This window comes from Streptomyces sp. NPDC015242 (assembly GCF_043079125.1).
Classification (GTDB): Bacteria; Actinomycetota; Actinomycetes; order Streptomycetales; family Streptomycetaceae; genus Streptomyces.
This window is the reverse complement of sequence record NZ_JBIBUF010000009.1, coordinates 360,771-381,165: the sequence shown is the minus strand read 5'-3', so window position 1 is coordinate 381,165 and position 20,395 is coordinate 360,771. Positions and strand designations below refer to the sequence as shown.

Genomic DNA, 20,395 nt, shown 5'->3' with positions numbered 1-20,395 from the left:
ACGGCTCTCTCCCCCGCCCGCCGCCCGGCCGGTCTCAGGCCACCCGCATCTCGCCGTACGTCGCGGCCGGTGCGCGGCGGGCGTTGAGCGCCCCGAGCGCGCCGCCGGTCAGCAGGGCCTGCGCGGCGATGTAGGTGAGCATGATCCAGAAGTCGGGGCGGGGCGGCTGCGGCCAGCCGGCGACGCCGGTCGCGATGAGCGTGTCGGAGAGCAGGAAGAGCGCCCCGCCGAGGCCGGTGTAGAGGCCGAGCCGGGTACCGGCCCGGTACGCCATGGCCGTGAGCAGGAGGCTGTACCCGGCGACGGGCACGCGCAGGTCCGCCGGCAGGTCCGGCCACAGCAGCGCGACGGTCGTGACGAGGGCGCCGGCGTAGGCGAGGGCCAGCAGAGCCGCACGCGCGCGGGGGACGGCGTACCGGCTGCCGTGCGCGCGGAAGAGCAGGAGCCAGCAGACGTGTCCCACGGCGAAGGAGGCCATGCCGGCCAGGAAGGCCGGCTCGGCGCCGGACAGCAGCAGCACGTCCCCGCCCCAGCCGAACAGCAGGGCGGCCAGGAGCGGCCGCGGCGCCCGGCGCAGGGCGGCCCACAGCGCCAGCAACGGCATCAGCAGGGGCTTGGCGACGGTGTGCCCGGCGTCGAACCCCGCCGCGAGGCAGGCGAGGTCGACGGCCGAGGTGAGGGCGAAGGCGGCGAGGACCAGGCGCGCGTGGTTCACGCGGGCGGGGTTTTCCCGGCGGGCGCGGTCCCGGCGACGGGCCGCTGCCCCCGCGGGGTCCCGGACGGGGCGGGTGCCGCCGGGGAAGCGCCGGCCGGCGCCGCCGCCCGTGCCGGTCCCCATCCCGGGCCGCGGAACACCCGCCCCGCGCGCTCGCTCCAACTGCGGGCGGCGCGCAGGTCCCTGGCGATGGACACGTACTCGTGGGTCGCCACCTTCAGCAGGTTGTACGTGTCGATGTTCTTGGTCAGCCCGTACCGGGGCCGCTCGGTCTCCGCGACGAACGAGCCGAACAGCCGGTCCCAGACGATGAGGATGCCGCCGAAGTTGCGGTCCAGGTAGCCGCCCTGGGAGGCGTGGTGGACGCGGTGGTGCGAGGGCGTGTTGAAGACGAACTCGAACCAGCGGGGCATCTTGTCGATCCGCTCGGTGTGGATCCAGAACTGGTAGACGAGGTTCGCCGAGGAGCAGAAGGCGAGCGCGGCCGGGTGCACGCCGAGGAGGACGAGCGGCACGTAGAACGGCCACACGGTCAGGGACGTCCAGGGCTGGCGCAGCGCGGTGGTGAGGTTGAACTTCCGGCTGGAGTGGTGGACGACGTGGCAGGCCCACAGGATGCGGACGACGTGGTGGCCGCGGTGGGACCAGTAGTAGAAGAAGTCCTGCCCGAGCAGCATCAGCGGGACCGTCCACCACAGCACGGGCACGCGCAGGGGCGTGAGTTCGTACAGAGCCGTGTAGATCGCCAGAATCGGTATCTTCCACAGAAAGTCGAAGGCGAGGCTGCCGAGTCCCATCCCGACGCTCGTCGCGGCGTCCTTCGCCTCGTACCCCGCGGCGTCCTCGTCGGGGTGGAGGCGGTAGCTCACCATCTCGACCACGGTGAGCAGCACGAAGGCGGGGATCGACCACAGCACGACATCGGGCAGGTTCGGCATGCAAGCACCGTAGGACCGCCGTCGCGGCCCCACCAGACGTTGTTACCGACAAGTATGGACGACGGTACGCGCTTGCTTCTTGGCGATCTCCGCCAAACGGGCGGCGGTCGAGCAGACGTACGCCCCGTGAACGGACAAGCCGGACAAGGCGCCTGAGGGGGCATCGGAGAAGGCGCGGGCGCGCACCTGGCGGGCGGTGGTGTCAGTCCCGGCCCGTATCCTCGTGAACCATGCTCGAAGACCTGACGACCGCAGCGCTCTCCGCCACGGCGTGGCCGGCCGCGTATCCCCGGGGATACGCGGTCGTCGACGTGGAGACCACGGGCCTGGCCCGGGACGACCGCATCATCTCCGCGGCCGTCTACCGGCTGGACGCGCGCGGCGAGGTCGAGGACCACTGGTACACGACGGTCAACCCGGAGCGCGACCCGGGCCCGGTCTGGATCCACGGGCTGACGAGCGAGGCCCTGGAGGGCGCGCCCCTGTTCCGGGAGATCGCCGGAGAGTTGACGGCCCGGCTGACGGGACGGGTCCTCGTCGCGCACAACGCCGTCTTCGACTGGCAGATGATCGCCCGCGAGTACGCGCGGGCGCAGCGCGAGGCGCCGGTGCGCCAGCGGCTGTGCACCATCGCGCTCTCCAAGGAGCTCGGGCTGCCGCTGCCCAACCACAAGCTGGAGTCCCTCGCGGCGCACTTCGGCGTCGTGCAGCGGCGGGCGCACCACGCGCTCGACGACGCGCGCGTGCTGGCGGAGGCGTTCCGCCCCAGCCTGCTGGCCGCTGCCGCGAACAACCTGCGGCTGCCGCTGCACGAGTGCCGGCCGCTCACGGAGTGGTCGGACCGTCCCGCCGCGCCCCGCATCGGGCAGCAGGCCGGCTACGGCGGCCAGCGCCCCACCAGTTGGCGCCCCTCCCGCAAGCGCCCCGCCTGCCCCTACCCCAACCCGGGGCGCTACGAGCCGGGCGGGCGGCTCAAGCAGGGCATGCGGGTCGCCTTCTCGGGTGACACCTCGACCGAGCGGGAGCTGCTGGAGGACCGCGCGACCGAGGCCGGGCTGCACGTCGCCACGAGCCTGTCCCGGCTGACGAGCCTGCTCGTCACGAACGACCCGGACTCGGGCACGTCCAAAGTGGTCAAGGCCCGCCAGTTCGGCACCCCGGTTGTGGACGAGGCGGCCTTCGGGCAGCTCCTCGGTGACGTGGAGCCGGCGTCCGAGGGGTGAGCGCGGGCGCGGCCCGGGGCGACCGTACGGACGGGTGATTGCCGGGCGACTCGCCCGGCGGCCGCTCGCCCGGGCCGGGGGTACGGCCCACCCTGTGGCCCATGGCGACCTGTGAGGTTTGTGGCAATCAGTACGGAATGACCTTCGAGGTGCACGCGCAGGGCGCGGTGCACGTCTTCGACTGCTTCGCCTGCGCGATCCACCGCATGGCCCCCATCTGCGAGCACTGCCGGGTGCAGATCATCGGGCAGGGCGTGGAGGTCGAAGGGCACTGGTACTGCGGCGCCCACTGCGCCCGCGCGGAGGGAAAGGTGGGAATTGTCGACAAGGTCTGAACCCGTACCCCCGTGAACGCACCCCACGACCGAGTTGTACGGTCGTGGGGTGTACCGCTTCCTGATGTCCCGGCAGTGGGTGATCCTGACCCTGGTCGCCCTGCTTCTCATCCCCACGATGATCAGGCTGGGCATCTGGCAGATGCACCGCTACGAGGAGCGCACCGCCCGCAACCGGCTGGTCGCCGACGCGCTGGCCGCCGATCCCGTGCCCGTGGAGCGGCTGACCGCGCCGGGGCACACCGTGACGAGCACCGAGCGGTACCGGACCGTGACCGCGAAGGGCCGCTTCGACGCCGAGGACGAGGTCGTCGTCCGCCGCCGCACCAGCTCCGACGACGAGGTCGGCTACCACGTGCTGACCCCGTTCGTCCTGAACGACGGCAAGGTGCTGCTGGTCAACCGGGGCTGGGTCCCCTCCGGCCCGACCCAGGCCGCGTTCCCTGAGGTCCCCGCACCGCCCGCCGGCGAGGTCACCGTCCAGGGGCGGCTGATGCCCAGCGAGACGACCGCGGCGAGCGGCATCAAGAACCTCAAGGACCTGCCGGACCGGCAGATCATGCTGATCAACAGCGAGCAGCAGGCGCGCCGCCTGCACGCCGAGGTGCTCGGCGGCTACCTCGCCCTGACGGCGCCCGAGCCCAAGGGCGACACCCCCGAGCTGCTGGGGAACCCCGGCAAGGAGGACGCGGCGCTGAACTACGCGTACGCCGTCCAGTGGTGGCTGTTCGCCGCTGCCGTCCCGGTCGGCTGGGTGATCCTGGCCCGCCGCGAGGCCCGGGACCGGGCGCAGGCGGCGGCCGAGAAGCAGGAGTCCGGCGAGGTGGCACCCGCGGCGGTCTGACCGCGCCGGCCATGAGAGCCGCGGCGGTCGCGAGAGCCGCGCCGGCCACGAGAGCCGCGCCGGCCCGTCGTCCCGGGCCTCGGTGCCGCCGCCGTCGGCCGAAAGTCACTCCCCCGGCCCCCGCCCTGATTGCCACGCCGAGTTGCCGGGAACCCGCACTCCGTGCACCCCAGCATCGAGGACTACGCGATCATCGGCGACGAGCAGACCGCGGCCCTGGTCGGCACGGACGGATCGGTGGACTGGCTGTGCCTGCCCCGCTTCGACTCGGCCGCCTGCTTCGCCAAGCTGCTCGGTGACGAGGACAACGGCTACTGGCGCATCGCCCCCGTGGGGGCGGACCGGTGCACCCGGCGCGCCTACCGCCGCGACACCCTCGTCCTGGACACCGAGTGGGAGACCGGGCAGGGCTCGGTCCGGGTCACCGACCTGATGCCCCAGCGCGACGAGGCTCCCGACCTCGTGCGCATCGTCGAGGGCCTGGACGGCGAGGTCACACTGCACAGCGTGCTGAAGCTGCGCTTCGACTACGGCTCGATCGTGCCGTGGATGCGCCGCTCGGACGGCCATCGGGTCGCCGTCGCAGGCCCGGACTCCACCTGGCTGCGCAGCGAGCCGGAAGTGACCAGCTGGGGCGAGGACTTCGGCACGCACGCGGAATTCACCGTGAAGAAGGGGGAGAAGGTCGCGTTCGTGCTGACCTGGCACCCCTCCCACGAACCGCGCCCGCCGCTCGTCGACCCCTTCGAGTCGCTGCGGCACAGCGTGGAGGACTGGCAGGCCTGGGCGTCACGCTGCCGCTACGACGGGCCGTACCGGGACGAGGTCGTCCGCTCCCTGATCACCCTCAAGGCGCTCACCTACGCGCCGACCGGCGGCATCGTCGCCGCCGCCACGACCTCGCTGCCCGAGGAGCCGGGCGGCGTGCGCAACTGGGACTACCGCTACTGCTGGCTGCGCGACTCCACCCTCACCCTGGGCGCGCTGCTGGCGGCGGGCTACCAGGAGGAGGCCGAGGCCTGGCGGAACTGGCTGCTGCGCGCGGTCGCGGGCGACCCGGCCGACCTGCAGATCATGTACGGCCTGGCGGGCGAGCGGAGGCTGCCGGAGTTCGAGCTGCCGTGGCTGTCCGGCTTCGACGAGTCCACGCCCGTCCGCATCGGCAACGACGCCGTCAACCAGCTCCAGCTGGACGTCTACGGCGAGGTCATGGACTCGCTGTCGCTGGCCCGCGAGTCGGGCCTGTCGCCGAAGCCGGACGTGTGGGCGGTGCAGACGGCCCTGATGGACTTCCTGCGGGAGAACTGGCGGCAGCCCGACGAGGGGCTGTGGGAGGTGCGCGGCGGCCGGCGCCAGTTCGTGCACTCCAAGGTGATGGTGTGGGTGGCCGCCGACCGCGCCGTGCGCACCCTGGAGCAGCATCCGGAGCTGCACGGCGACCTGGACGGCTGGCGCGCCCTGCGCGACGAGGTGCACCGCGAGGTGTGCGAGAAGGGGTACGACCCCGAGCGCAACACCTTCACGCAGGCCTACGGCTCGCGGGAGCTGGACGCCGCGCTGCTGCTCATCCCGCGTGTGGGGTTCCTGCCCCCGGACGACCCGCGGGTGATCGGCACGATCGACGCCGTCCGCGAGGAACTGGACCACGGCGGCCTGCTGCGGCGCTACAGCACCACCGACTCGGAGGTCCCGGCGGACGTCGACGGGCTGCCCGGCAGCGAGGGCACGTTCCTGGTGTGCTCGTTCTGGCTCGCGGACGCCCTGTTCATGACCGGCCGCACCAAGGAGGCGCGCGAGCTGTTCGAACGTCTGGTGGGGCTCGCCAACGACGTCGGCCTGCTGGCCGAGGAGTACGACCCGGTGGCCGGCCGGCAGCTCGGCAACTTCCCGCAGGCGTTCAGCCACATCGGCCTGGTCAACACCGCCCTCGCCCTGTTCGGGACGGACGGGGCAGGATAGGGACCATGGATCTTGGACTGAAGGACCGGGTGTACGTCGTGACCGGGGCCACGCGCGGCCTCGGCAACGCCTCCGCGCGTGAGCTCGTCGCGGACGGCGCAAAGGTGGTGGTCTCGGGGCGGGACGACAAGAGCGTCGCCGAGGCGGCCGCGGCGCTGGGCCCGAACGCGGTCGGGGTGGCCGTCGACAACGCCGACCCCGACGCGGCGGCCGTGCTGATCGGGGCCGCGCGGGAGCACTTCGGGCGCTTCGACGGTCTCCTCGTGAGCGTGGGCGGGCCCCCGGCCGGGTTCGTCGCCGACAACACCGACGAGCAGTGGCAGACGGCGTTCGAGTCGGTGTTCCTCGGCGCGGTGCGGCTGGCGCGCGCCGCGGCCGCCGAACTGGAGGCCGGGGGCGTCATCGGGTTCGTGCTGTCCGGCTCGGTGTACGAACCGATCCCCGGGCTGACCATCTCCAACGGGCTGCGGCCGGGCCTGGCCGGGTTCGCCAAGTCGCTCTCCGACGAGCTGGGGCCGCGCGGCATCCGGGTCGTCGGTGTGCTGCCCGGGCGGATCGACACCGACCGGGTGCGGGAGCTGGACTCGCTGTCGGCCGACCCCGAGGCGACCCGGGCGGCTTCGGAGTCGCGGATCCCGCTGCGCCGGTACGGCGCGCCGGAGGAGTTCGGGCGGGTCGCCGCCTTCCTGTTGTCGCCGGCCGCGTCCTATCTGACCGGCGTCATGGTGCCGGTGGACGGCGGGGCGCGGCACGGGTTCTGACCGGCCCCTTCTCAACTGACCCGTTCGGCACCGTGCTTGACCCCGCGCAGGCGCACCTCGGCCGGGAGCGACGCGAGCCCCGCCGACGTCCTGGCATGGGTCAGGGCACCGGCCGTGAAGTCGGTCAGGGCGGTGCCGGGGTCCACGTGCGGCTCCAGCGCGAGGCGTACGTGGGCCTCGGGGGCGGTGCGGCGGCCGGTCAGATGGGCGCGGGACCGGTCGACGCCGTCGATCCGAGCCGCCTCCTCGGTGAGGACGTGCTCCAGGGCCCGGCCCCGCAGCAGCGCGCCCTCGCCGTCACCGGTGTCGACCAGGACCTCGGCGAGGCGGCGCCTGCGCAGGACCCCGACCAGCCACCACAGGGCGAGCAGCAGCAGGACCGCGAGCGCGGCGATGACGACCGGCCACCACCAGCCGGAGTCCCGCCAGCGGGTGCGCTCGGCATCGCTGAGCAGCACGTCGTGCTCACTGCCGTGGATCCACCAGGAGGGGGCCGGCGCGCCGAGGCCGACGGCCAGCACCGAGCCGCCCAGCACCAGCAGCACCAGGCCCAGGAGGCCGAGGAACACCCGGTTGACGCCCCTGATCATCGTCGTCATCCCTTCCGGCCCGGGCGCCGTACCCGCACCGACAGCGAGGGCGGCCGGGACAGTCCCAGGCCGCGCACGGCGTCGCCGAGCACGGCGTCCAGGTCGGCTCGTACGTCGTCCAGTTCGCGGAAGTGCGACAGGGCGCGGACGTGCGCCCGGCGCCTGCGCACGCGGACCCGGGCCGACTGCACGCCGGCCACCTCCATGGCCCGGTCGCGCAGGGCGGTCGCGGCGGCGTCCCGGTCCAGTCCCGCCCGTACGTCGGCGTGGGTGCGGCGCATCGGCAGCACGTGCCGCTGCCCGGGGGTGACGGCCAGCAGGATCAGCCAGAGGCCGAGCGCGGCGGCGACACCGGCGCCGACCAGGACCCAGGTGTCGTCCAGGGGCCGTTCGGCGAGCTGCCGGGACAGGTCCCGGCGCCAGGCCATGCCGGGCCGGCCGGCGCGCACCGAGACGATGTCGTAGAGGAACAGTCCCGCCAGGCCCAGCAGGAGCAGCGCGACGACGGCCGCGGGGACGCGGCGCGCCGACCAGAAGCGGCCCGCGCGGCCGCCCTCCTCGCCGGCCGGGTGCGGGGGCCGCTCGGGTCCGCCGCCGTCGTCCGCCCCGGGCTCGTGCAGGACGGGCAGGTGCCGTGTGGCGCCTGCGGACTCCGTGTCCCCGGGTCGCGTGCCCTGGGGTTCGCTCATCGCGTCCTCCGCTGTCCGGCGCCGGGCGCCCCGGTCAGATGCAGCTCCTCCACCTGGACGACGACCTCCGGCACGTGCATGCCGACCAGGGTGCCCACCCGCTCGACCACCCGGCGGCGCACGCGGCGGCACCGGTCGCCGATGTCGCACGGGTAGCCCAGTTCCACGTGCACCCGGACGTGGACCACGTCGTGGTGGACGGTGACACTGGCGGACGGCCGGCCGGCGCCGGGCGGCAGCGTCCCGACGGCCTCGCGGGCGGCCTGCGAGGCGATCTTCGCGACGACCCGGTCGGCGATGCCGGTCGCGCCGCGCTCACCCGGCGGGACGACGGTCAGGGGTCTGTCGAGCTCACTCGCCCCCGTGCTCACGGGCGTCACCGCCGCCGTTCGTCACGGCTGCGGAAGAAGTCGCCGAAGTCCATGTCCCCCTCAAGGAACCGGCCGACGACGAAGCCGACGGCGCCCAGCGCCGCCACCAGCAGAAAGGCTCCGAACCCGCCGAAATATCCGGCGAAGGCCAGCGCCATGCCGGCGATCATTCCGGCCACGCCCATGCTCATGCGCTCCTCAGCTCCTCATCCGCTGTGCCGTGCCCTGGCCCGTGCCTCACTGGATCCGGCGCTCCGGTTCCTCTTCCTCCTCGTCCGGCAGCTTCACGTCGCTCACCGCGATGTTGACCTCGACGACCTCCAGGCCGGTCATCCGCTCGACGGCGGTGATGACGTTCTCCCGCACGTCCCGGGCCACGTCGGCGATCGACACGCCGTAGTCGACGACGATCTCCAGGTCGAGGGCGGCCTGCACCTCACCGACCTCGGCCTTCACCCCGCGGGTCACGCCCGACTTCTGGCCGCCGGGCACGCGGTCGCGCACGGCTCCGAAGGTGCGGGACAGGCCGCTGCCCATGGCGTGCACGCCGTCCACGTCGCGTGCGGCCAGTCCGGCGATCTTCTCCACGACGCCGTCGGCGATGGTCGTCCGGCCCCGGGAGCCCGGGTCTCCCCCGCCGCGCTTGGTCAGGGGGCTTCTGCGCGCCGCCGCCGTCTCGCTCTCCCCGCCCCGGTTCTCGGTCATGTCAGTCATCGCCGCACGTCCTTTTCGGTCGTCGTCCTGCTGACCACCGTAAGCACGGTTACGTGGAAGCGCGCCCCTGATGCGGCAGGCTGGAGGAATGACGGCCGACCGATGGACGCGTGCAGTGAGACATCAACTGGGTCTGGGCAGGCTTCTGCCGCTGGGTGAGGCGCGGGACGGCGCCTGGATCGCCGAACGAGCGGCGGAGGCGGTGCTGGGGCGCGCGGCGCGCGGTGCCCCGGGGGTGCGCCTGGACGCGCTCCGGATCGCGCTCGCGGACCCGGAGGACACCGGGGAACCGGCCGTGCCGGCGCCGCCGAGCGCGCTGCCGCCGGGACCGCTGCGGGTGACGGCGGAGATCGCGGCCACCGGCGCGCGGCCGCTGCCGGCGACGGCGTCGCTGGTGCGGGAGGCGCTGGCGACGGCGGCCGCGCGGCAGGTCGGCCTCGCGGTGACGGAGGTCGACCTGAAGGTGACGGGCCTGCTGGAGGAGGAACCGGAAGCGGAGCCCGAGACGGAACCTGCCGGACCGCCGCCCGCTGAACGGGTGGAGGGCGGCGACGAGGGCCGCGTGGCCGCCGCCGCGCTGGAGGTGCCGGGCGTGCTGCGGCTGACCGGGACCCTGGGCCACCCGGTGCACATCGAGGAACGGCAGGCCGGGGCCGCGCTGCCGCACCGCCACGTCCGGCTGGAGGTGGCGGTGGCGGCGGAGCACCGGGCCGGTGATGTGGCCCGCGCGGTCCGCACGGCGGTCGGCGCGGTGCTGCCGGACCATCCGACGGTGGCGGTCGTGGTGAGCGCGCTCGGCTGACCGCGCCCGGCGGGCCGGGTGCGGCGGTGTCAGTCGCCGATGCCGGCGAGGTCCCGCAGCCTGCGGGCCTGGGACTGGCGCTCCGCGCGGCGCTGTTCCTCGTAGGTGCGCTCCTGGGCGCCGCGCAGCAGGGCCTTGGTCTCGACGACGGCGTCGCGGGGCGCGGCGAGGAGGGCGGCGGTGAGGTCGCGGACCGTGTCGTCGAGCTGGTCCGCGGGCACGGCCACGTTGGCCAGGCCGGTGTGCACGGCCTCGTCGGCCGTGACGAAGCGCCCGGTCACGCAGATCTCCAGCGCGCGGGCGTATCCGACGAGGCCCACCAGCGGATGGGTGCCCGTCAGGTCGGGCACGAGCCCGAGGCTGGTCTCGCGCATGGCGAACTGCACGTCGTCCGCGACGACGCGCAGGTCGCAGGCGAGGGCGAGCTGGAAGCCCGCCCCGATGGCGTGCCCCTGGACGGCGGCGACGGAGACGATGTCGCTGCGCCGCCACCAGGTGAACGCCTCCTGGTATTCGGCGATGGTCGCGTCCAACTCGGCGTCGTCGCCGCGCGCGAGGTCGATGAACGACGGTTCCCCGTCGAAGCCCTCGGGCGTGAACGCCTGCCGGTCGAGCCCGGCCGAGAAGGACTTGCCCTCGGCCCGCAGCACCACGACGCGGACGGAGCCCGGCAGCTGCCGCCCGGCCTCGGTCAGCGCCCGCCACAGAGCGGGGCTCTGCGCGTTGCGCTTGGCCGGGTTGGTCAGCGTCACCGTGGCGATCGCGTCGTCGACGGTGAGCCGTACGCCGTCCTTGTCGAGTACGGGAACGAGGTCCTTGTCGGGCGAAGCCATGGGACGCCTCCGATGCGTGCGGTCGTCTTCCGTGCCGTACGCCGGCTTGTGCGCCGGAGCAGGACACAGCTAAGTGACTGCACAGTAACCACCCGGCCGGTCAGGCGAACGACCGGGTGGCCACCATCGAAGCCGAGGGGCCACCCGGGGTCAGGCCGTGGCCTTCTTGCCCCGGGTCGCCCCGCCACGCCCTCGCAGCGTGACGCCCGACTCACTGAGCATGCGGTGCACAAAGCCATACGAGCGGCCGGTCTCCTCGGCCAACGCCCGGATGCTCGCACCGGCGTCGTACTTCTTCTTCAGGTCTGCCGCGAGCTTGTCGCGCGCGGCGCCGGTCACCCGGCTGCCCTTCTTCAGAGTCTCGGCCACCCGTGCCTCCTCAAGGAAGTGCGCTCTGGTCTCCTCATGATCACCCCTCCGGGCCCCGATGGCCACCCATTCGGCAAGGTCCGTGAGACACGGACGTGACGACAGGAGCACATCCCCACATGCGGAATGCGTGATTCCGAAGAGCGCCGCCCGTGCGGCCGAACGGATCGTTCCGGGAAACGCCAGGTCAGAGAGGCGCGACGGCCGGGCCCGGAAGGATCAGGGACACGGCCGCGCAATTGATGTAGGACACACCTCGGTACGAGGAGATCTCACACAGATGATGGATCACCGATGGGCCGAATGATCCATACGCCGTTGATCACGCATTCGATCAAGCGGCACTGACGCCCGGGCGGGACTCAGGCCAGGGCGACGAGATCCGCGTAGTCGGCGCCCCACAGGTCCTCGACGCCGTCCGGCAGCAGGATGATGCGCTCCGGCTGGAGCGCCTCGACCGCGCCCTCGTCGTGCGTGACGAGGACGACCGCGCCCTTGTAGGTGCGCAGCGCGCCGAGGATCTCCTCGCGGCTGGCCGGGTCGAGGTTGTTGGTGGGTTCGTCGAGCAGCAGCACGTTCGCCGAGGACACCACGAGGGTGGCGAGGGCCAGGCGGGTCTTCTCCCCGCCGGAGAGCACCCCGGCCGGCTTGTCGACGTCGTCGCCGGAGAACAGGAACGAGCCCAGCACCTTGCGGACCTCGACGAGGTCCATGTCGGGCGCCGCGGAGCGCATGTTCTCCAGGACCGTGCGGTCCGGGTCGAGGGTCTCGTGCTCCTGGGCGTAGTACCCGAGCTTCAGGCCGTGCCCGGGCACGACCATGCCGGTGTCGGGCTGCTCGACGCCGCCGAGCAGCCGCAGCAGGGTGGTCTTGCCGGCGCCGTTGAGGCCGAGGATGACCACGCGGCTGCCCTTGTCGATGGCCAGGTCGACGTCGGTGAAGATCTCCAGCGAGCCGTACGACTTCGACAGGCCCTCGGCCATCAGCGGGGTCTTGCCGCAGGGCGCGGGCTCGGGGAAGCGGAGCTTGGCGACCTTGTCGGACTGGCGCACCGCCTCCAGGCCGGACAGCAGCTTGTCGGCGCGGCGGGCCATGTTCTGCGCGGCGACCGTCTTGGTGGCCTTGGCGCGCATCTTGTCGGCCTGCGAGTGCAGGGCGGCGGCCTTCTTCTCGGCGTTGGCGCGCTCGCGCTTGCGGCGCTTCTCGTCGGCCTCGCGCTGCTGCTGGTAGAGCTTCCAGCCCATGTTGTAGACGTCGATCTGGGCGCGGTTGGCGTCCAGGTAGAACACCTTGTTCACGACCGTCTCGACCAGGTCGACGTCGTGGGAGATCACGATGAAGCCGCCGCGGTAGGTCTTGAGGTAGTCGCGCAGCCAGACGATCGAGTCGGCGTCGAGGTGGTTGGTCGGCTCGTCGAGCAGCAGGGTGTCCGCGTCGGAGAAGAGGATGCGGGCCAGCTCGATGCGGCGGCGCTGACCGCCGGAGAGCGTGTGCAGGGGCTGGCCGAGCACGCGGTCGGGCAGGTTGAGCGCGGCGGCGATGGTGGCGGCCTCGGCCTCGGCGGCGTACCCGCCCTTGGTGAGGAACTCGGTCTCCTGGCGCTCGTACTGCTTGAGGGCCTTCTCGCGGGTGGCGCCCTGGCCGTTGGCGATGCGCTGCTCGTTCTCGCGCATCTTGCGGATCAGGACGTCCAGGCCGCGGGCGGACAGGATGCGGTCGCGGGCGAGGACGTCGAGGTCGCCCGTGCGCGGGTCCTGCGGGAGGTAGCCGACCTCGCCCGAGCGCGTGATGGTGCCGCCGGCGGGCTGTGCCTCGCCCGCCAGGCACTTGGTGAGGGTGGTCTTGCCCGCGCCGTTGCGGCCGACCAGGCCGATGCGGTCGCCCTTGGCGACCCGGAAGGTGGCGCTTTCGATGAGGACGCGGGCACCGGCGCGCAGCTCGATACCGGAGGCGGAGATCACGGACAGACTCCAGGGCGGATACGGGGGCGGGATGGGCGGCTGAGGACGTTCCCGCCGTCTAATGCGCGAGGAGAATGGCCATGGGCAACAGTCTAACGGGGCGGTGCAACCACTTTTTCTGTGTGCGCGTGTTCGGTTCGTCTCGCCGGGTCGGCGCCGGCCGGCGGTGCCAGACTGGACAGCGGGTCCGGACCACGGCGACCGCGCACAAGGAGTGATCGGTATGGCAGGCACGTCCGCGGGGCGCCCGGGCATCTGCCCGACGCTGCTGTACGGGGACGCGAAGGCGGCGATCCGCCAGCTCACGGAGGCCCTCGGCTTCACGGAGCTGTCCGTGTACGAGGGCGAGGACGGCTCGGTGCTGCACGCCGAGCTGGCGCAGGGCAACGGCGTGGTGATGATCGGCACCCGCGGCACCGGCAGCGTCTTCGACCGGGCCATGAAGGGCGCCGGCACCACGGGCGTCTACGTGGTGGTGGACGACGTGGACGCGCACCACCGCCGCGCCGTGGAGCACGGCGTGGAGATCCTGATGCCCCCGACGGACCAGGACTACGGCTCCCGGGACTACATGGCCCGGGACGTCGAGGGCAACGTGTGGAGCTTCGGCACCTACGCGCCGGAGACGGGGGGCTAGCTGCCGCCGGTGTGCACCTGGAAGGCGGCCCGGCGCACGGCCTTGGCGAGGGCCGGGTCCGGATGGGCGGCGGCGAGTGCGACCAGGACCTGCACGGTGCGCGGATGCCCCACGGCCCGCACCTCGTCGAGGAGCATCGGCACGGTCGGCTGCACCGCGGACTCCAGGTGGCGCACGAGCAGCGGGGCCTCCCCGTGGTCGGCGACGGCGGCGGCGGTGTCCACCCACAGCCAGGTCGCCTCCTCCCGGGTGAGGACCTCGTGGGCGTCCTCCGGGTCGGCGCCGTCGTGCTCGGCGAGCCACAGCAGCGCGTACGGCCGGAGCGTGGGCTCGTCCAGCACGGCGCGCACGTCCGGCTCGGCGGGGGCGCCGACGACGCGCAGCGCCTCGAAGGCGAGACCGCGCAGCAGGGCGTCCTCGCCCCGTGCGGCGCCGAGGAGCTCGGTGACGGCGCTGCCGACGGTGCGGGCGGCGAGCCAGGCGCGGTATTCGGCGCGGGCCGCGTTGGGGCGCAGCTGGGCGCAGCCGCGGAGCATGTCCTCGGCGGACTGCTCGATGTTCCCGGCGGGGCTCTGCGCGGCGACGCAGATCTGCTCCAGCTTGACCCAGACGGCCCAGCTGCCGAGCGGGGTGAGCGTGGCCTGGCCGTCGCCGCAGGTGAGGGCGCCGACCGAGGCGAGGGCGCGCAGGGCCCAGTCGAGGAGGGGCGCGAGCGGGGCGTCGGCGGGCTCGGGTTCGGCGGCCGGCTCGGGCTGGGGGCCGTAGGGGATCTCGCAGCGCGCGGTGCGCAGTTCGGTGACGCGCTGCTCCAGGAGGTCGAGGAGCTGCTCGACGGGGACGGGCCCGGCGGACAGCTGGAGGAAGGAGAGCACCTGGGGCATGGCCGAGACGACCTCGGCGACGGCGGCGGGCTCGTGCTCCTCGGGTTCCGGGAAGGCGAGCGACCAGGCGTCGAAGAGGGCGACCCAGCCGCGCAGCACGGCGCTGTCGTCGCGGTCCCAGGCGCGCAGCCGCCAGCCGGGGCGGGCGCTGTCGCCGTGCACCTCGACGAGGCCGGCCAGCCGGGCGGTGTCCCAGTCGGCTCTGACCTGAGCCGGGGTCAGGCCGAGGTCGCGGGCCGCCCGTTCGGCGGTCGCCGCGGAGAGGGTGGCCTTGCCGTCGGCGGTGGCGCTGTCCCCTCCGGGGCCGAGCGCCGCGTCGGCCCAGCGGGCGACGCGAGCCGCGCCGGCCAGACCTGAGCGTGCCATTCTGGCCAGCTCCGCCGGTGCCGGGGTGCCCTCCGGAGGGCGTGGGGCGGGGCGGCGCGAGCGCCGCTGGTTCATCGCTGCGGGGGCGGCGGCCAGGGGTCGCGGGCGGACGAGTCGGAGCCTGGAGTCGCGCGGGATACGGGACGTCACGGGGGCAGTCTTCCGGTTGACGGTCGGAAATCCCAAACGGAATGTCACGGCGGGCGACGGGGATGGCCAACGCACCGGGCTCCGTGAGCGGTGCGGGGCGGGGAACCGGCCAGTGGTACGGCGCTAAACGGAATCGTCCCGACCGGTCGGTGGGAGCGGGCCCGGAGGCGGTTGCGGGACGGCGAAGGGGGCGTGAACGGGGGGGTGCATGCGGCCGGGCCGCGGGAGGTGCCGGGCGGAGGGTCACATGAGAGGGGTCAGGAAGCGCCGGAGGGCCTCCTCGTAGGCCTGGGGGTCGGCGTTCCACATGGCTCCGTGGGGGGCGTTGCCGACGGTGCGCAGGGAGACCATGTCGGGCCGGGCCTCGGCGAGCCGCCGGGACAGCCGCCAGGGGGCGACCGTGTCGTCCGGGCCGTGGAAGACCAGGGCCGGGACGCGCAGGCCGTCGTAGGAGCTGGTGCCGCGGTCGCCGGGCAGGCCGGTGCGGCCCTGGGCGGCGCGCACGGCGAGGGGCAGCAGCGCGCCCGGGGTGCGGCGGGCCGCGGCGAGGGCGCGCAGGGTGGTCTCCCAGCTGAGCACCGGGGAGTCGAGGACGAGCCCGGAGACGTGGTCGCGCAGTCCGGAGCGCTCGGCGGCGCGCAGGGCCATGGTGGCGCCGGTGGACCAGCCGTGCAGCACGATCTGCCGGGCGCCGTAGCGCACGGCGTAGCGGATCGCGGCGTCGAGGTCGCGCCACTCGGTCTCGCCGAGGTGGCTCAGGCCGTCGGGCGGGCGGGGTGCGCCGAGGTCGCCGCGGTAGGCGAGGGCGAGCACCGGGAAGTGGTTGCGGTGCAGGAAGCCCAGGACGTTCAGGGCGAGTTCGCGGGTGGTGCCCAGGCCGTGCACGGCGATGACCCAGGTGTCCCGGGCGCCGGGCACGAACCAGGCGGGCAGGGCGCCGAGCTCTCCGGGGACGTCGACGTCGGCGTGTGCGACGCCGAGCGCGGAGCCCGGGTCGCCCACGTGGACGTTGGGGGTGAGCCAGGCCGGGTCGCCGGGGCGCAGGGTGCCGTGCGTGACGCCCTCCAGGCGGCGCACGACGGTGTCGGCGGTGTGCGGGGCGCCGGGCAGGACGGGTCCGACGATCGCGTGGCAGCCGTCGCCGGACAGGCCGTAGCGGCCGGGCCGCAGGGCGGCCAGGTCGCGGGTGAGGGTGATCTGCCCGGCGGCGGTGCCGTGCACGGTGAGCCGGGGCTCGGTCGGCAGCGGACGGCCGGGGCGCGCCCTGAGCGCGGCGTCGCTGGCGAGCCGGCCGGCCGCCACCGCGGCGGCACCGGCCCCGAGGGCGGCGGAGACGGCAGCGGCCGTCGCTCTGGCAGTGCGCACCGCTCCAGTGTCCCGGCGCGGTCCACGGGCGACCAGCGGGAGACGGCGGCGGGGTGACGGCGCCCGGGTCAGCCGCGCTGGCCGTAGCCGCGCAGCCGCTCCTGGACCTGGCCCAGCTGCCGCTCGGTCAGCAGGCTGGGGGTCAGGCCCGGCACCGACGCGGCGGTGAGCCACACGCGGCACATCCACTCCAGCTGGGCCGTGCGGTCGTAGGCCTGGTCGAGGGTGGCGCCATGGGTGACGGTGCCGTGGTTCTGCAGGAGGCAGCCGGAGCGGCCGTCGAGGGCGCGCAGCATGTTCCGGGCCAGTTCCTCGGTGCCGTAGGTGGCGTAGGGCGCGACCCGGACGGGTCCGCCGAGGGCCGCGGCCATGTAGTGGATCAGCGGCAGCTCGGTCACGAGCGTGGACACGGCCGTGGCGTGGACGGCGTGGGTGTGCACGACGGCACGGGCGTCGGTCGTGCGGTGGACGGCGAGGTGCATGGGCAGCTCGCTGGTGGGGACGAGGGTGCCGAGGACCTGCCGGCCGTCGAGGCCGACGCCGGTCACGTCGGCGGGCGTGAGGCGGTCGTAGGGGACGCCGGACGGGGTGACCAGGACGGTGTCCCCGACGCGCACCGAGACGTTGCCCGACGTGCCGACGACGAGTCCCTCGGCGACCGTGCGGCGGGCCGTCGCGACGAGGTCCTCCCAGGCGCGGGCCTCCTCGGGGCGGGCCCTCCTGCGCCGCGGCTCCCCCGCGCCCGGCCCGCCGTCCGGGGTTCCGCCCGTGTCCCGCTCGTCGTCTCGCTGCTCGGCCATGGCGCGATCCTGCCAGGGCGGGGCCGGCGCACCACCCCGCGGGGGCACTTCGGGCCGGAAACCGGCCACCCGTGACGGCACCCGCGGGGGGGGCAGGTCGTACACGACCGCGGGTCACTCGATCGGCTGAAGAGGGACGCGGGGAGAGCCTGGACCGCGGGGGTGTGGGGAGCCTGACAGCAGGGCGAACGCCGAACCCTTGTTGTGGACACCCCTGCGCCCCTCCCAGTTCATCTTCCGTTCACTCGGGTTACTTACGTTCGTCCAGCCAATGACCTCGAACGATTGCCTGGGTAAATGGAAAGCTTCTCGCTGATCCTCGCGATTGTGGTGGTAACCGCACTCGCGTTCGATTTCACGAACGGTTTCCACGACACCGCGAACGCGATGGCCACGACCATTTCCACGGGCGCCATGCGGCCGAAGGCCGCGGTCGCGATGTCCGCGGTCCTGAACCTGGTCGGCGCCTTCCTGTCCGTCGAAGTCGCCAACACGATCTCCAAGGGCCTCGTCGACGAGGCCGGCATCCGTCCCGAAGTCATCTTCGCCGCCCTGGTCGGCGCGATCCTGTGGAACCTGCTGACGTGGCTGGTCGGACTGCCGTCCAGCTCCTCGCACGCCCTCATGGGCGGCCTCGTGGGCGCCACGATCGCCTCGGCGGGCGTCGGCGCGGTGCACGGCGACGTGCTGGTGACCAAGGTCCTGATCCCGGCGGTCGCCGCCCCGCTGGTGGCGGGCATCGCGGCGATGCTGGCCACGCGGCTGACGTTCTCCCTGGGCCGCAAGGCCGACGGCAAGGCGTCCGCGAAGGGCTACCGGGCCGGCCAGATCGCCTCGGCGGGCCTGGTCTCCCTGGCGCACGGCACCAACGACGCGCAGAAGACGATGGGCGTCATCACCCTGGCCCTGGTCGCCGGCGGCGCCGTCGCGCCCGACTCGGACCCGCCCATGTGGGTCATCCTGTCCGCGGGCGTCGCGATCGCCCTCGGCACCTACCTGGGCGGCTGGCGCATCATCCGCACCATGGGCAAGGGCCTGACCGACCTCCAGCCGCAGCAGGGCTTCGCCGCCCAGACCAGCGCGGCCACGGTCATCCTGGCCTCCTCGCACCTCGGCTTCTCCCTCTCCACGACCCACTCCGTGTCCGGCGCGGTGATGGGCGCGGGCCTCGGCCGCAAGGGCGGCGTCGTCCGCTGGTCCACCGCGACGCGGATGTTCGTCGCGTGGGGCCTGACCCTGCCGGCCGCCGCCCTGGTGGGCGCGCTCGCCGAGTACGTCACCGGCTTCGGCGCCTGGGGCACCGCCGCGGTGGCCGTCTTCCTCGTCGCCTCGTCGGCGGCCATCTGGAAGATCTCCCGGCGCGAGGTCGTCGACCACACCAACGTCAACGACACCGACGACGAGCCGGCCGGCGTGGTGACCACGGCGATGGCCGCGGTGACGCCGCCTCCCGCGGGCGACGTGCCGCCGATCCCGGCCCAGGCGACCGCAGAGCGGACGCCCTCCACGACCGCCACCTCGGTCTGACCCCGCCCACCGGTTCACAAGGAAGCAGCAGAGATGAAGATCGACTGGGCGGCCCTCGGCTCCGTCTTCGGCGTCAGCCTCGTGGTCACCGTGGCCCTCGTGGGCCTGTTCACCCTCGGCATCACCGGCCTGTCGCGCCGCGAGCGGGCGGTGGCGCAGGGCGGCTCCGCCGGCCTCGCGGTGACGGGCGCGTACGCGTGCTTCGCCGCGTGCGCGGCGGCCGTCGGCTACGGCATCTACCTGATCGTGGCCTGACGCCCCGATCGCACAGCGTGTCCGCCGGGCGGCACGGGACCCGGGTCCCGTGCCGCCCGGTCGTCGTGTGCGGGTGGGGGCGGTGTGGGGTTCTCCACACTCTCCCCGCGCAGGTCAAGGGCAAGTTGACGGCGGTTCGCGCCCGTGGTGGACTTCCGGGGCCAGTACGGCGGCAGGAGAGGAAGCCGGTGTGAGTCCGGCGCGGTCCCGCCACTGTCACCGGGGTAGCCATCCCCCGGGAGCCAGGAACTCTCACCGCCGGTCACGTCGAACCAGGGCGCGGACACCCTGAGTGAGGACACATATCGCCATGCGCGGCTGCCGATCGAGGTTCAGCACCCCACCCCTGCCTGTCCTGTTGGGCGGCTGAGCCCATGGGTGCCGGTCGCGTCTTCGCGTACGGTGCCGCCGCCGGCCTGATCGGTGACCTGCTGCTCGGCGACCCCCGCCGGGGACATCCGGTCGCCGCGTTCGGGCGGGCCGCGGGTGCCGTGGAACGGGTGCTGTGGCGGGACCACCGCGGGTGGGGCGCGCTGCACACCGCGGTGTGCGTGGGAGGAGCCGTCGCCCTCGGGGCCGTCGCCGAGCGTGCCGTACGTCCCTGCGCCGTCGCCTCCGTCGCGCTCACCGCCGCCGCCACCTGGGCCGTCGTCGGGGGTACGTCGCTCGCCCGCGAGGCGGAGACCATCGGGCGGGCCCTGGAGGCGGGGGACGTCGAGGCGGCCCGGGCGCGGCTGCCTCATCTGTGCGGACGGGATCCGCAGGCCCTGGACGCCGACGGGATCGCCCGGGCCGTGGTCGAGTCCGTCGCCGAGAACACCTCCGACGCGGTGGTCGGGGCGCTGGTGTGGGGGGCCGTCGGCGGGGTGCCGGGGCTGCTCGGGTTCCGGGCCGTCAACACCCTGGACGCCATGGTCGGGCACAGGTCGGCCCGGTACCGGCGCTACGGATGGGCCTCGGCGCGTCTCGACGACCTCGCGGGATGGCCGGGCGCGCGGCTGACCGCCGTGCTCGCGGTGCTGGCCGGGCCGGATCCGCGCGGGGCCGTGCGCGCCTGGCGGGCCGACGCGGCGCAGCATCCCAGTCCCAACGCCGGACCCGTGGAGGCCTCGTTCGCGGGGGCGCTCGGGGTGCGGCTGGGCGGGACGCTGTCGTACGGCGGGCGGGTGGAGCACCGGCCCGTGCTGAACACCGGCGGGCGGGCCGTCGCCCGGCGCGATGTCGAACGGGCCGTGCGGCTCTCGCGGCGCGTCACCTGGCTGGCGCTCGGGGTGTGCGCCGGCGCGCGGTTGCTGAAGAGGGGGAAGTGA

The 20,395-nt window shown here is 73.9% G+C and carries 23 protein-coding genes and 1 riboswitch; of the genes, 10 read left to right on the top strand and 13 right to left on the bottom strand.

The annotated features are described in order from the left end of the window. Positions 1–34: 34 nt before the first annotated feature. Together ACF07N_RS29795 and ACF07N_RS29790 are read right to left on the bottom strand one after the other, a co-directional pair. Positions 35–715, bottom strand: a complete 681-nt coding sequence (locus tag ACF07N_RS29795) for a lysoplasmalogenase (RefSeq protein WP_392118706.1) — start codon at positions 713–715, stop codon at positions 35–37. Beyond that, positions 712–1,653, bottom strand: a complete 942-nt coding sequence (locus tag ACF07N_RS29790; RefSeq protein ID WP_392118703.1) for a sterol desaturase family protein — start codon at positions 1,651–1,653, stop codon at positions 712–714. The genes ACF07N_RS29795 and ACF07N_RS29790 overlap by 4 nt, the downstream gene beginning before the upstream one ends. 230 nt (positions 1,654–1,883) lie before the next feature. Between ACF07N_RS29790 and ACF07N_RS29785 the strand changes: the two genes are divergently transcribed. From ACF07N_RS29785 to ACF07N_RS29765, 5 genes are all read left to right on the top strand, one after another. Continuing rightward, entirely contained in the window at positions 1,884–2,876 is a 993-nt protein-coding gene (locus ACF07N_RS29785; protein ID WP_392118700.1) for a DEDDh family exonuclease, read from the top strand. Positions 2,877–2,977: 101 nt separating this feature from the next. Then, the gene (locus ACF07N_RS29780; protein WP_114251243.1) at positions 2,978–3,211 is read left to right on the top strand and encodes a hypothetical protein; all 234 of its coding nucleotides are present in this window, start codon (positions 2,978–2,980) and stop codon (positions 3,209–3,211) included. Between the two features lie 49 nt (positions 3,212–3,260). Further along, positions 3,261–4,055 (top strand): SURF1 family protein, encoded by a 795-nt coding sequence (locus ACF07N_RS29775; RefSeq protein WP_383332071.1) that lies wholly within the window; start codon positions 3,261–3,263, stop codon positions 4,053–4,055. 162 nt (positions 4,056–4,217) lie between these two features. Then, on the top strand, positions 4,218–6,014 hold the full coding sequence (locus ACF07N_RS29770) for a glycoside hydrolase family 15 protein (RefSeq protein ID WP_392118696.1): 1,797 nt from the start codon (positions 4,218–4,220) through the stop codon (positions 6,012–6,014). Between the two features lie 5 nt (positions 6,015–6,019). After that, the gene (locus ACF07N_RS29765; protein ID WP_383332067.1) at positions 6,020–6,775 is read left to right on the top strand and encodes an SDR family oxidoreductase; all 756 of its coding nucleotides are present in this window, start codon (positions 6,020–6,022) and stop codon (positions 6,773–6,775) included. Positions 6,776–6,786: 11 nt separating this feature from the next. On the opposite strand, the gene amaP is transcribed toward ACF07N_RS29765, so the two are convergent. The 5 genes from amaP to ACF07N_RS29740 are packed head-to-tail and all read right to left on the bottom strand — an operon-like array spanning position 6,787 to position 9,139. Beyond that, positions 6,787–7,365, bottom strand: a complete 579-nt coding sequence (gene amaP, locus ACF07N_RS29760; protein WP_383332065.1) for an alkaline shock response membrane anchor protein AmaP — start codon at positions 7,363–7,365, stop codon at positions 6,787–6,789. Positions 7,366–7,370: 5 nt separating this feature from the next. Beyond that, entirely contained in the window at positions 7,371–8,054 is a 684-nt protein-coding gene (locus ACF07N_RS29755; RefSeq protein WP_392118693.1) for a DUF6286 domain-containing protein, read from the bottom strand. Continuing rightward, positions 8,051–8,434 carry a hypothetical protein gene (locus ACF07N_RS29750; RefSeq protein ID WP_392118690.1) on the bottom strand — a complete coding sequence of 128 codons (384 nt, stop codon included), beginning with the start codon at positions 8,432–8,434 and terminating at the stop codon, positions 8,051–8,053. Before ACF07N_RS29750 ends, ACF07N_RS29755 begins: the two co-directional genes overlap by 4 nt. Beyond that, entirely contained in the window at positions 8,431–8,616 is a 186-nt protein-coding gene (locus ACF07N_RS29745; protein WP_311683857.1) for a hypothetical protein, read from the bottom strand. The genes ACF07N_RS29750 and ACF07N_RS29745 overlap by 4 nt, the downstream gene beginning before the upstream one ends. A 46-nt stretch (positions 8,617–8,662) precedes the next feature. After that, positions 8,663–9,139, bottom strand: a complete 477-nt coding sequence (locus ACF07N_RS29740) for an Asp23/Gls24 family envelope stress response protein (RefSeq protein ID WP_383332057.1) — start codon at positions 9,137–9,139, stop codon at positions 8,663–8,665. Between the two features lie 88 nt (positions 9,140–9,227). On the opposite strand from ACF07N_RS29740, the gene ACF07N_RS29735 reads away from it, so the two are divergent. Further along, complete coding sequence (locus ACF07N_RS29735) at positions 9,228–9,941, top strand: nucleopolyhedrovirus P10 family protein (RefSeq protein ID WP_383332055.1); 714 nt, start codon at positions 9,228–9,230, stop codon at positions 9,939–9,941. A 29-nt stretch (positions 9,942–9,970) separates the two neighbouring features. Here ACF07N_RS29735 and ACF07N_RS29730 read toward each other — a convergent pair whose 3' ends face one another. From ACF07N_RS29730 to ACF07N_RS29720, 3 genes are all read right to left on the bottom strand, one after another. Next, the gene (locus tag ACF07N_RS29730) at positions 9,971–10,774 is read right to left on the bottom strand and encodes an enoyl-CoA hydratase/isomerase family protein (protein WP_383332053.1); all 804 of its coding nucleotides are present in this window, start codon (positions 10,772–10,774) and stop codon (positions 9,971–9,973) included. Between the two features lie 150 nt (positions 10,775–10,924). Then, on the bottom strand, positions 10,925–11,143 hold the full coding sequence (locus tag ACF07N_RS29725; protein ID WP_010037790.1) for a helix-turn-helix domain-containing protein: 219 nt from the start codon (positions 11,141–11,143) through the stop codon (positions 10,925–10,927). Between the two features lie 362 nt (positions 11,144–11,505). Next, positions 11,506–13,104: an ABC-F family ATP-binding cassette domain-containing protein gene (locus ACF07N_RS29720; RefSeq protein ID WP_383332050.1), complete on the bottom strand. Its 1,599-nt coding sequence runs from the start codon at positions 13,102–13,104 to the stop codon at positions 11,506–11,508. A 223-nt stretch (positions 13,105–13,327) separates the two neighbouring features. On the opposite strand from ACF07N_RS29720, the gene ACF07N_RS29715 reads away from it, so the two are divergent. Continuing rightward, on the top strand, positions 13,328–13,741 hold the full coding sequence (locus ACF07N_RS29715) for a VOC family protein (RefSeq protein WP_383332048.1): 414 nt from the start codon (positions 13,328–13,330) through the stop codon (positions 13,739–13,741). Here the strand turns inward: ACF07N_RS29715 and ACF07N_RS29710 are convergent. The 3 genes from ACF07N_RS29710 to ACF07N_RS29700 form a co-directional block, all read right to left on the bottom strand. Next, entirely contained in the window at positions 13,738–15,138 is a 1,401-nt protein-coding gene (locus tag ACF07N_RS29710) for a hypothetical protein (protein ID WP_383332046.1), read from the bottom strand. The genes ACF07N_RS29715 and ACF07N_RS29710 overlap by 4 nt on opposite strands. Positions 15,139–15,381: 243 nt before the next feature. Further along, positions 15,382–16,503 (bottom strand): alpha/beta hydrolase, encoded by a 1,122-nt coding sequence (locus ACF07N_RS29705; RefSeq protein WP_392118683.1) that lies wholly within the window; start codon positions 16,501–16,503, stop codon positions 15,382–15,384. Between the two features lie 68 nt (positions 16,504–16,571). After that, complete coding sequence (locus ACF07N_RS29700; RefSeq protein ID WP_392118680.1) at positions 16,572–17,303, bottom strand: class II aldolase/adducin family protein; 732 nt, start codon at positions 17,301–17,303, stop codon at positions 16,572–16,574. Positions 17,304–17,600: 297 nt separating this feature from the next. Between ACF07N_RS29700 and ACF07N_RS29695 the strand changes: the two genes are divergently transcribed. From ACF07N_RS29695 to ACF07N_RS29685, 3 genes are all read left to right on the top strand, one after another. Further along, positions 17,601–18,830: an anion permease gene (locus ACF07N_RS29695; protein ID WP_383332040.1), complete on the top strand. Its 1,230-nt coding sequence runs from the start codon at positions 17,601–17,603 to the stop codon at positions 18,828–18,830. Positions 18,831–18,863: 33 nt separating this feature from the next. Further along, entirely contained in the window at positions 18,864–19,085 is a 222-nt protein-coding gene (locus tag ACF07N_RS29690; protein WP_059422310.1) for a hypothetical protein, read from the top strand. Between the two features lie 115 nt (positions 19,086–19,200). Then, a riboswitch (cobalamin riboswitch) is annotated at positions 19,201–19,360 on the top strand. A 99-nt stretch (positions 19,361–19,459) separates the two neighbouring features. Continuing rightward, on the top strand, positions 19,460–20,395 hold the full coding sequence (locus tag ACF07N_RS29685) for a cobalamin biosynthesis protein (RefSeq protein WP_383332038.1): 936 nt from the start codon (positions 19,460–19,462) through the stop codon (positions 20,393–20,395).

Coding starts and splice junctions, on each gene's coding strand:
- ACF07N_RS29790 (WP_392118703.1), bottom strand. CDS start 1,653: ATGCCGAACCTGCCCGATGTCGTGCTGTGGTCGATCCCCGCCTTCGTG.
- ACF07N_RS29745 (WP_311683857.1), bottom strand. CDS start 8,616: ATGAGCATGGGCGTGGCCGGAATGATCGCCGGCATGGCGCTGGCCTTC.
- ACF07N_RS29685 (WP_383332038.1), top strand. CDS start 19,460: ATGGGTGCCGGTCGCGTCTTCGCGTACGGTGCCGCCGCCGGCCTGATC.
- ACF07N_RS29735 (WP_383332055.1), top strand. CDS start 9,228: ATGACGGCCGACCGATGGACGCGTGCAGTGAGACATCAACTGGGTCTG.
- ACF07N_RS29755 (WP_392118693.1), bottom strand. CDS start 8,054: ATGAGCGAACCCCAGGGCACGCGACCCGGGGACACGGAGTCCGCAGGC.
- ACF07N_RS29715 (WP_383332048.1), top strand. CDS start 13,328: ATGGCAGGCACGTCCGCGGGGCGCCCGGGCATCTGCCCGACGCTGCTG.
- amaP (WP_383332065.1), bottom strand. CDS start 7,365: ATGATCAGGGGCGTCAACCGGGTGTTCCTCGGCCTCCTGGGCCTGGTG.
- ACF07N_RS29700 (WP_392118680.1), bottom strand. CDS start 17,303: ATGGCCGAGCAGCGAGACGACGAGCGGGACACGGGCGGAACCCCGGAC.
- ACF07N_RS29695 (WP_383332040.1), top strand. CDS start 17,601: ATGGAAAGCTTCTCGCTGATCCTCGCGATTGTGGTGGTAACCGCACTC.
- ACF07N_RS29740 (WP_383332057.1), bottom strand. CDS start 9,139: ATGACTGACATGACCGAGAACCGGGGCGGGGAGAGCGAGACGGCGGCG.
- ACF07N_RS29730 (WP_383332053.1), bottom strand. CDS start 10,774: ATGGCTTCGCCCGACAAGGACCTCGTTCCCGTACTCGACAAGGACGGC.
- ACF07N_RS29780 (WP_114251243.1), top strand. CDS start 2,978: ATGGCGACCTGTGAGGTTTGTGGCAATCAGTACGGAATGACCTTCGAG.
- ACF07N_RS29765 (WP_383332067.1), top strand. CDS start 6,020: ATGGATCTTGGACTGAAGGACCGGGTGTACGTCGTGACCGGGGCCACG.
- ACF07N_RS29785 (WP_392118700.1), top strand. CDS start 1,884: ATGCTCGAAGACCTGACGACCGCAGCGCTCTCCGCCACGGCGTGGCCG.
- ACF07N_RS29690 (WP_059422310.1), top strand. CDS start 18,864: ATGAAGATCGACTGGGCGGCCCTCGGCTCCGTCTTCGGCGTCAGCCTC.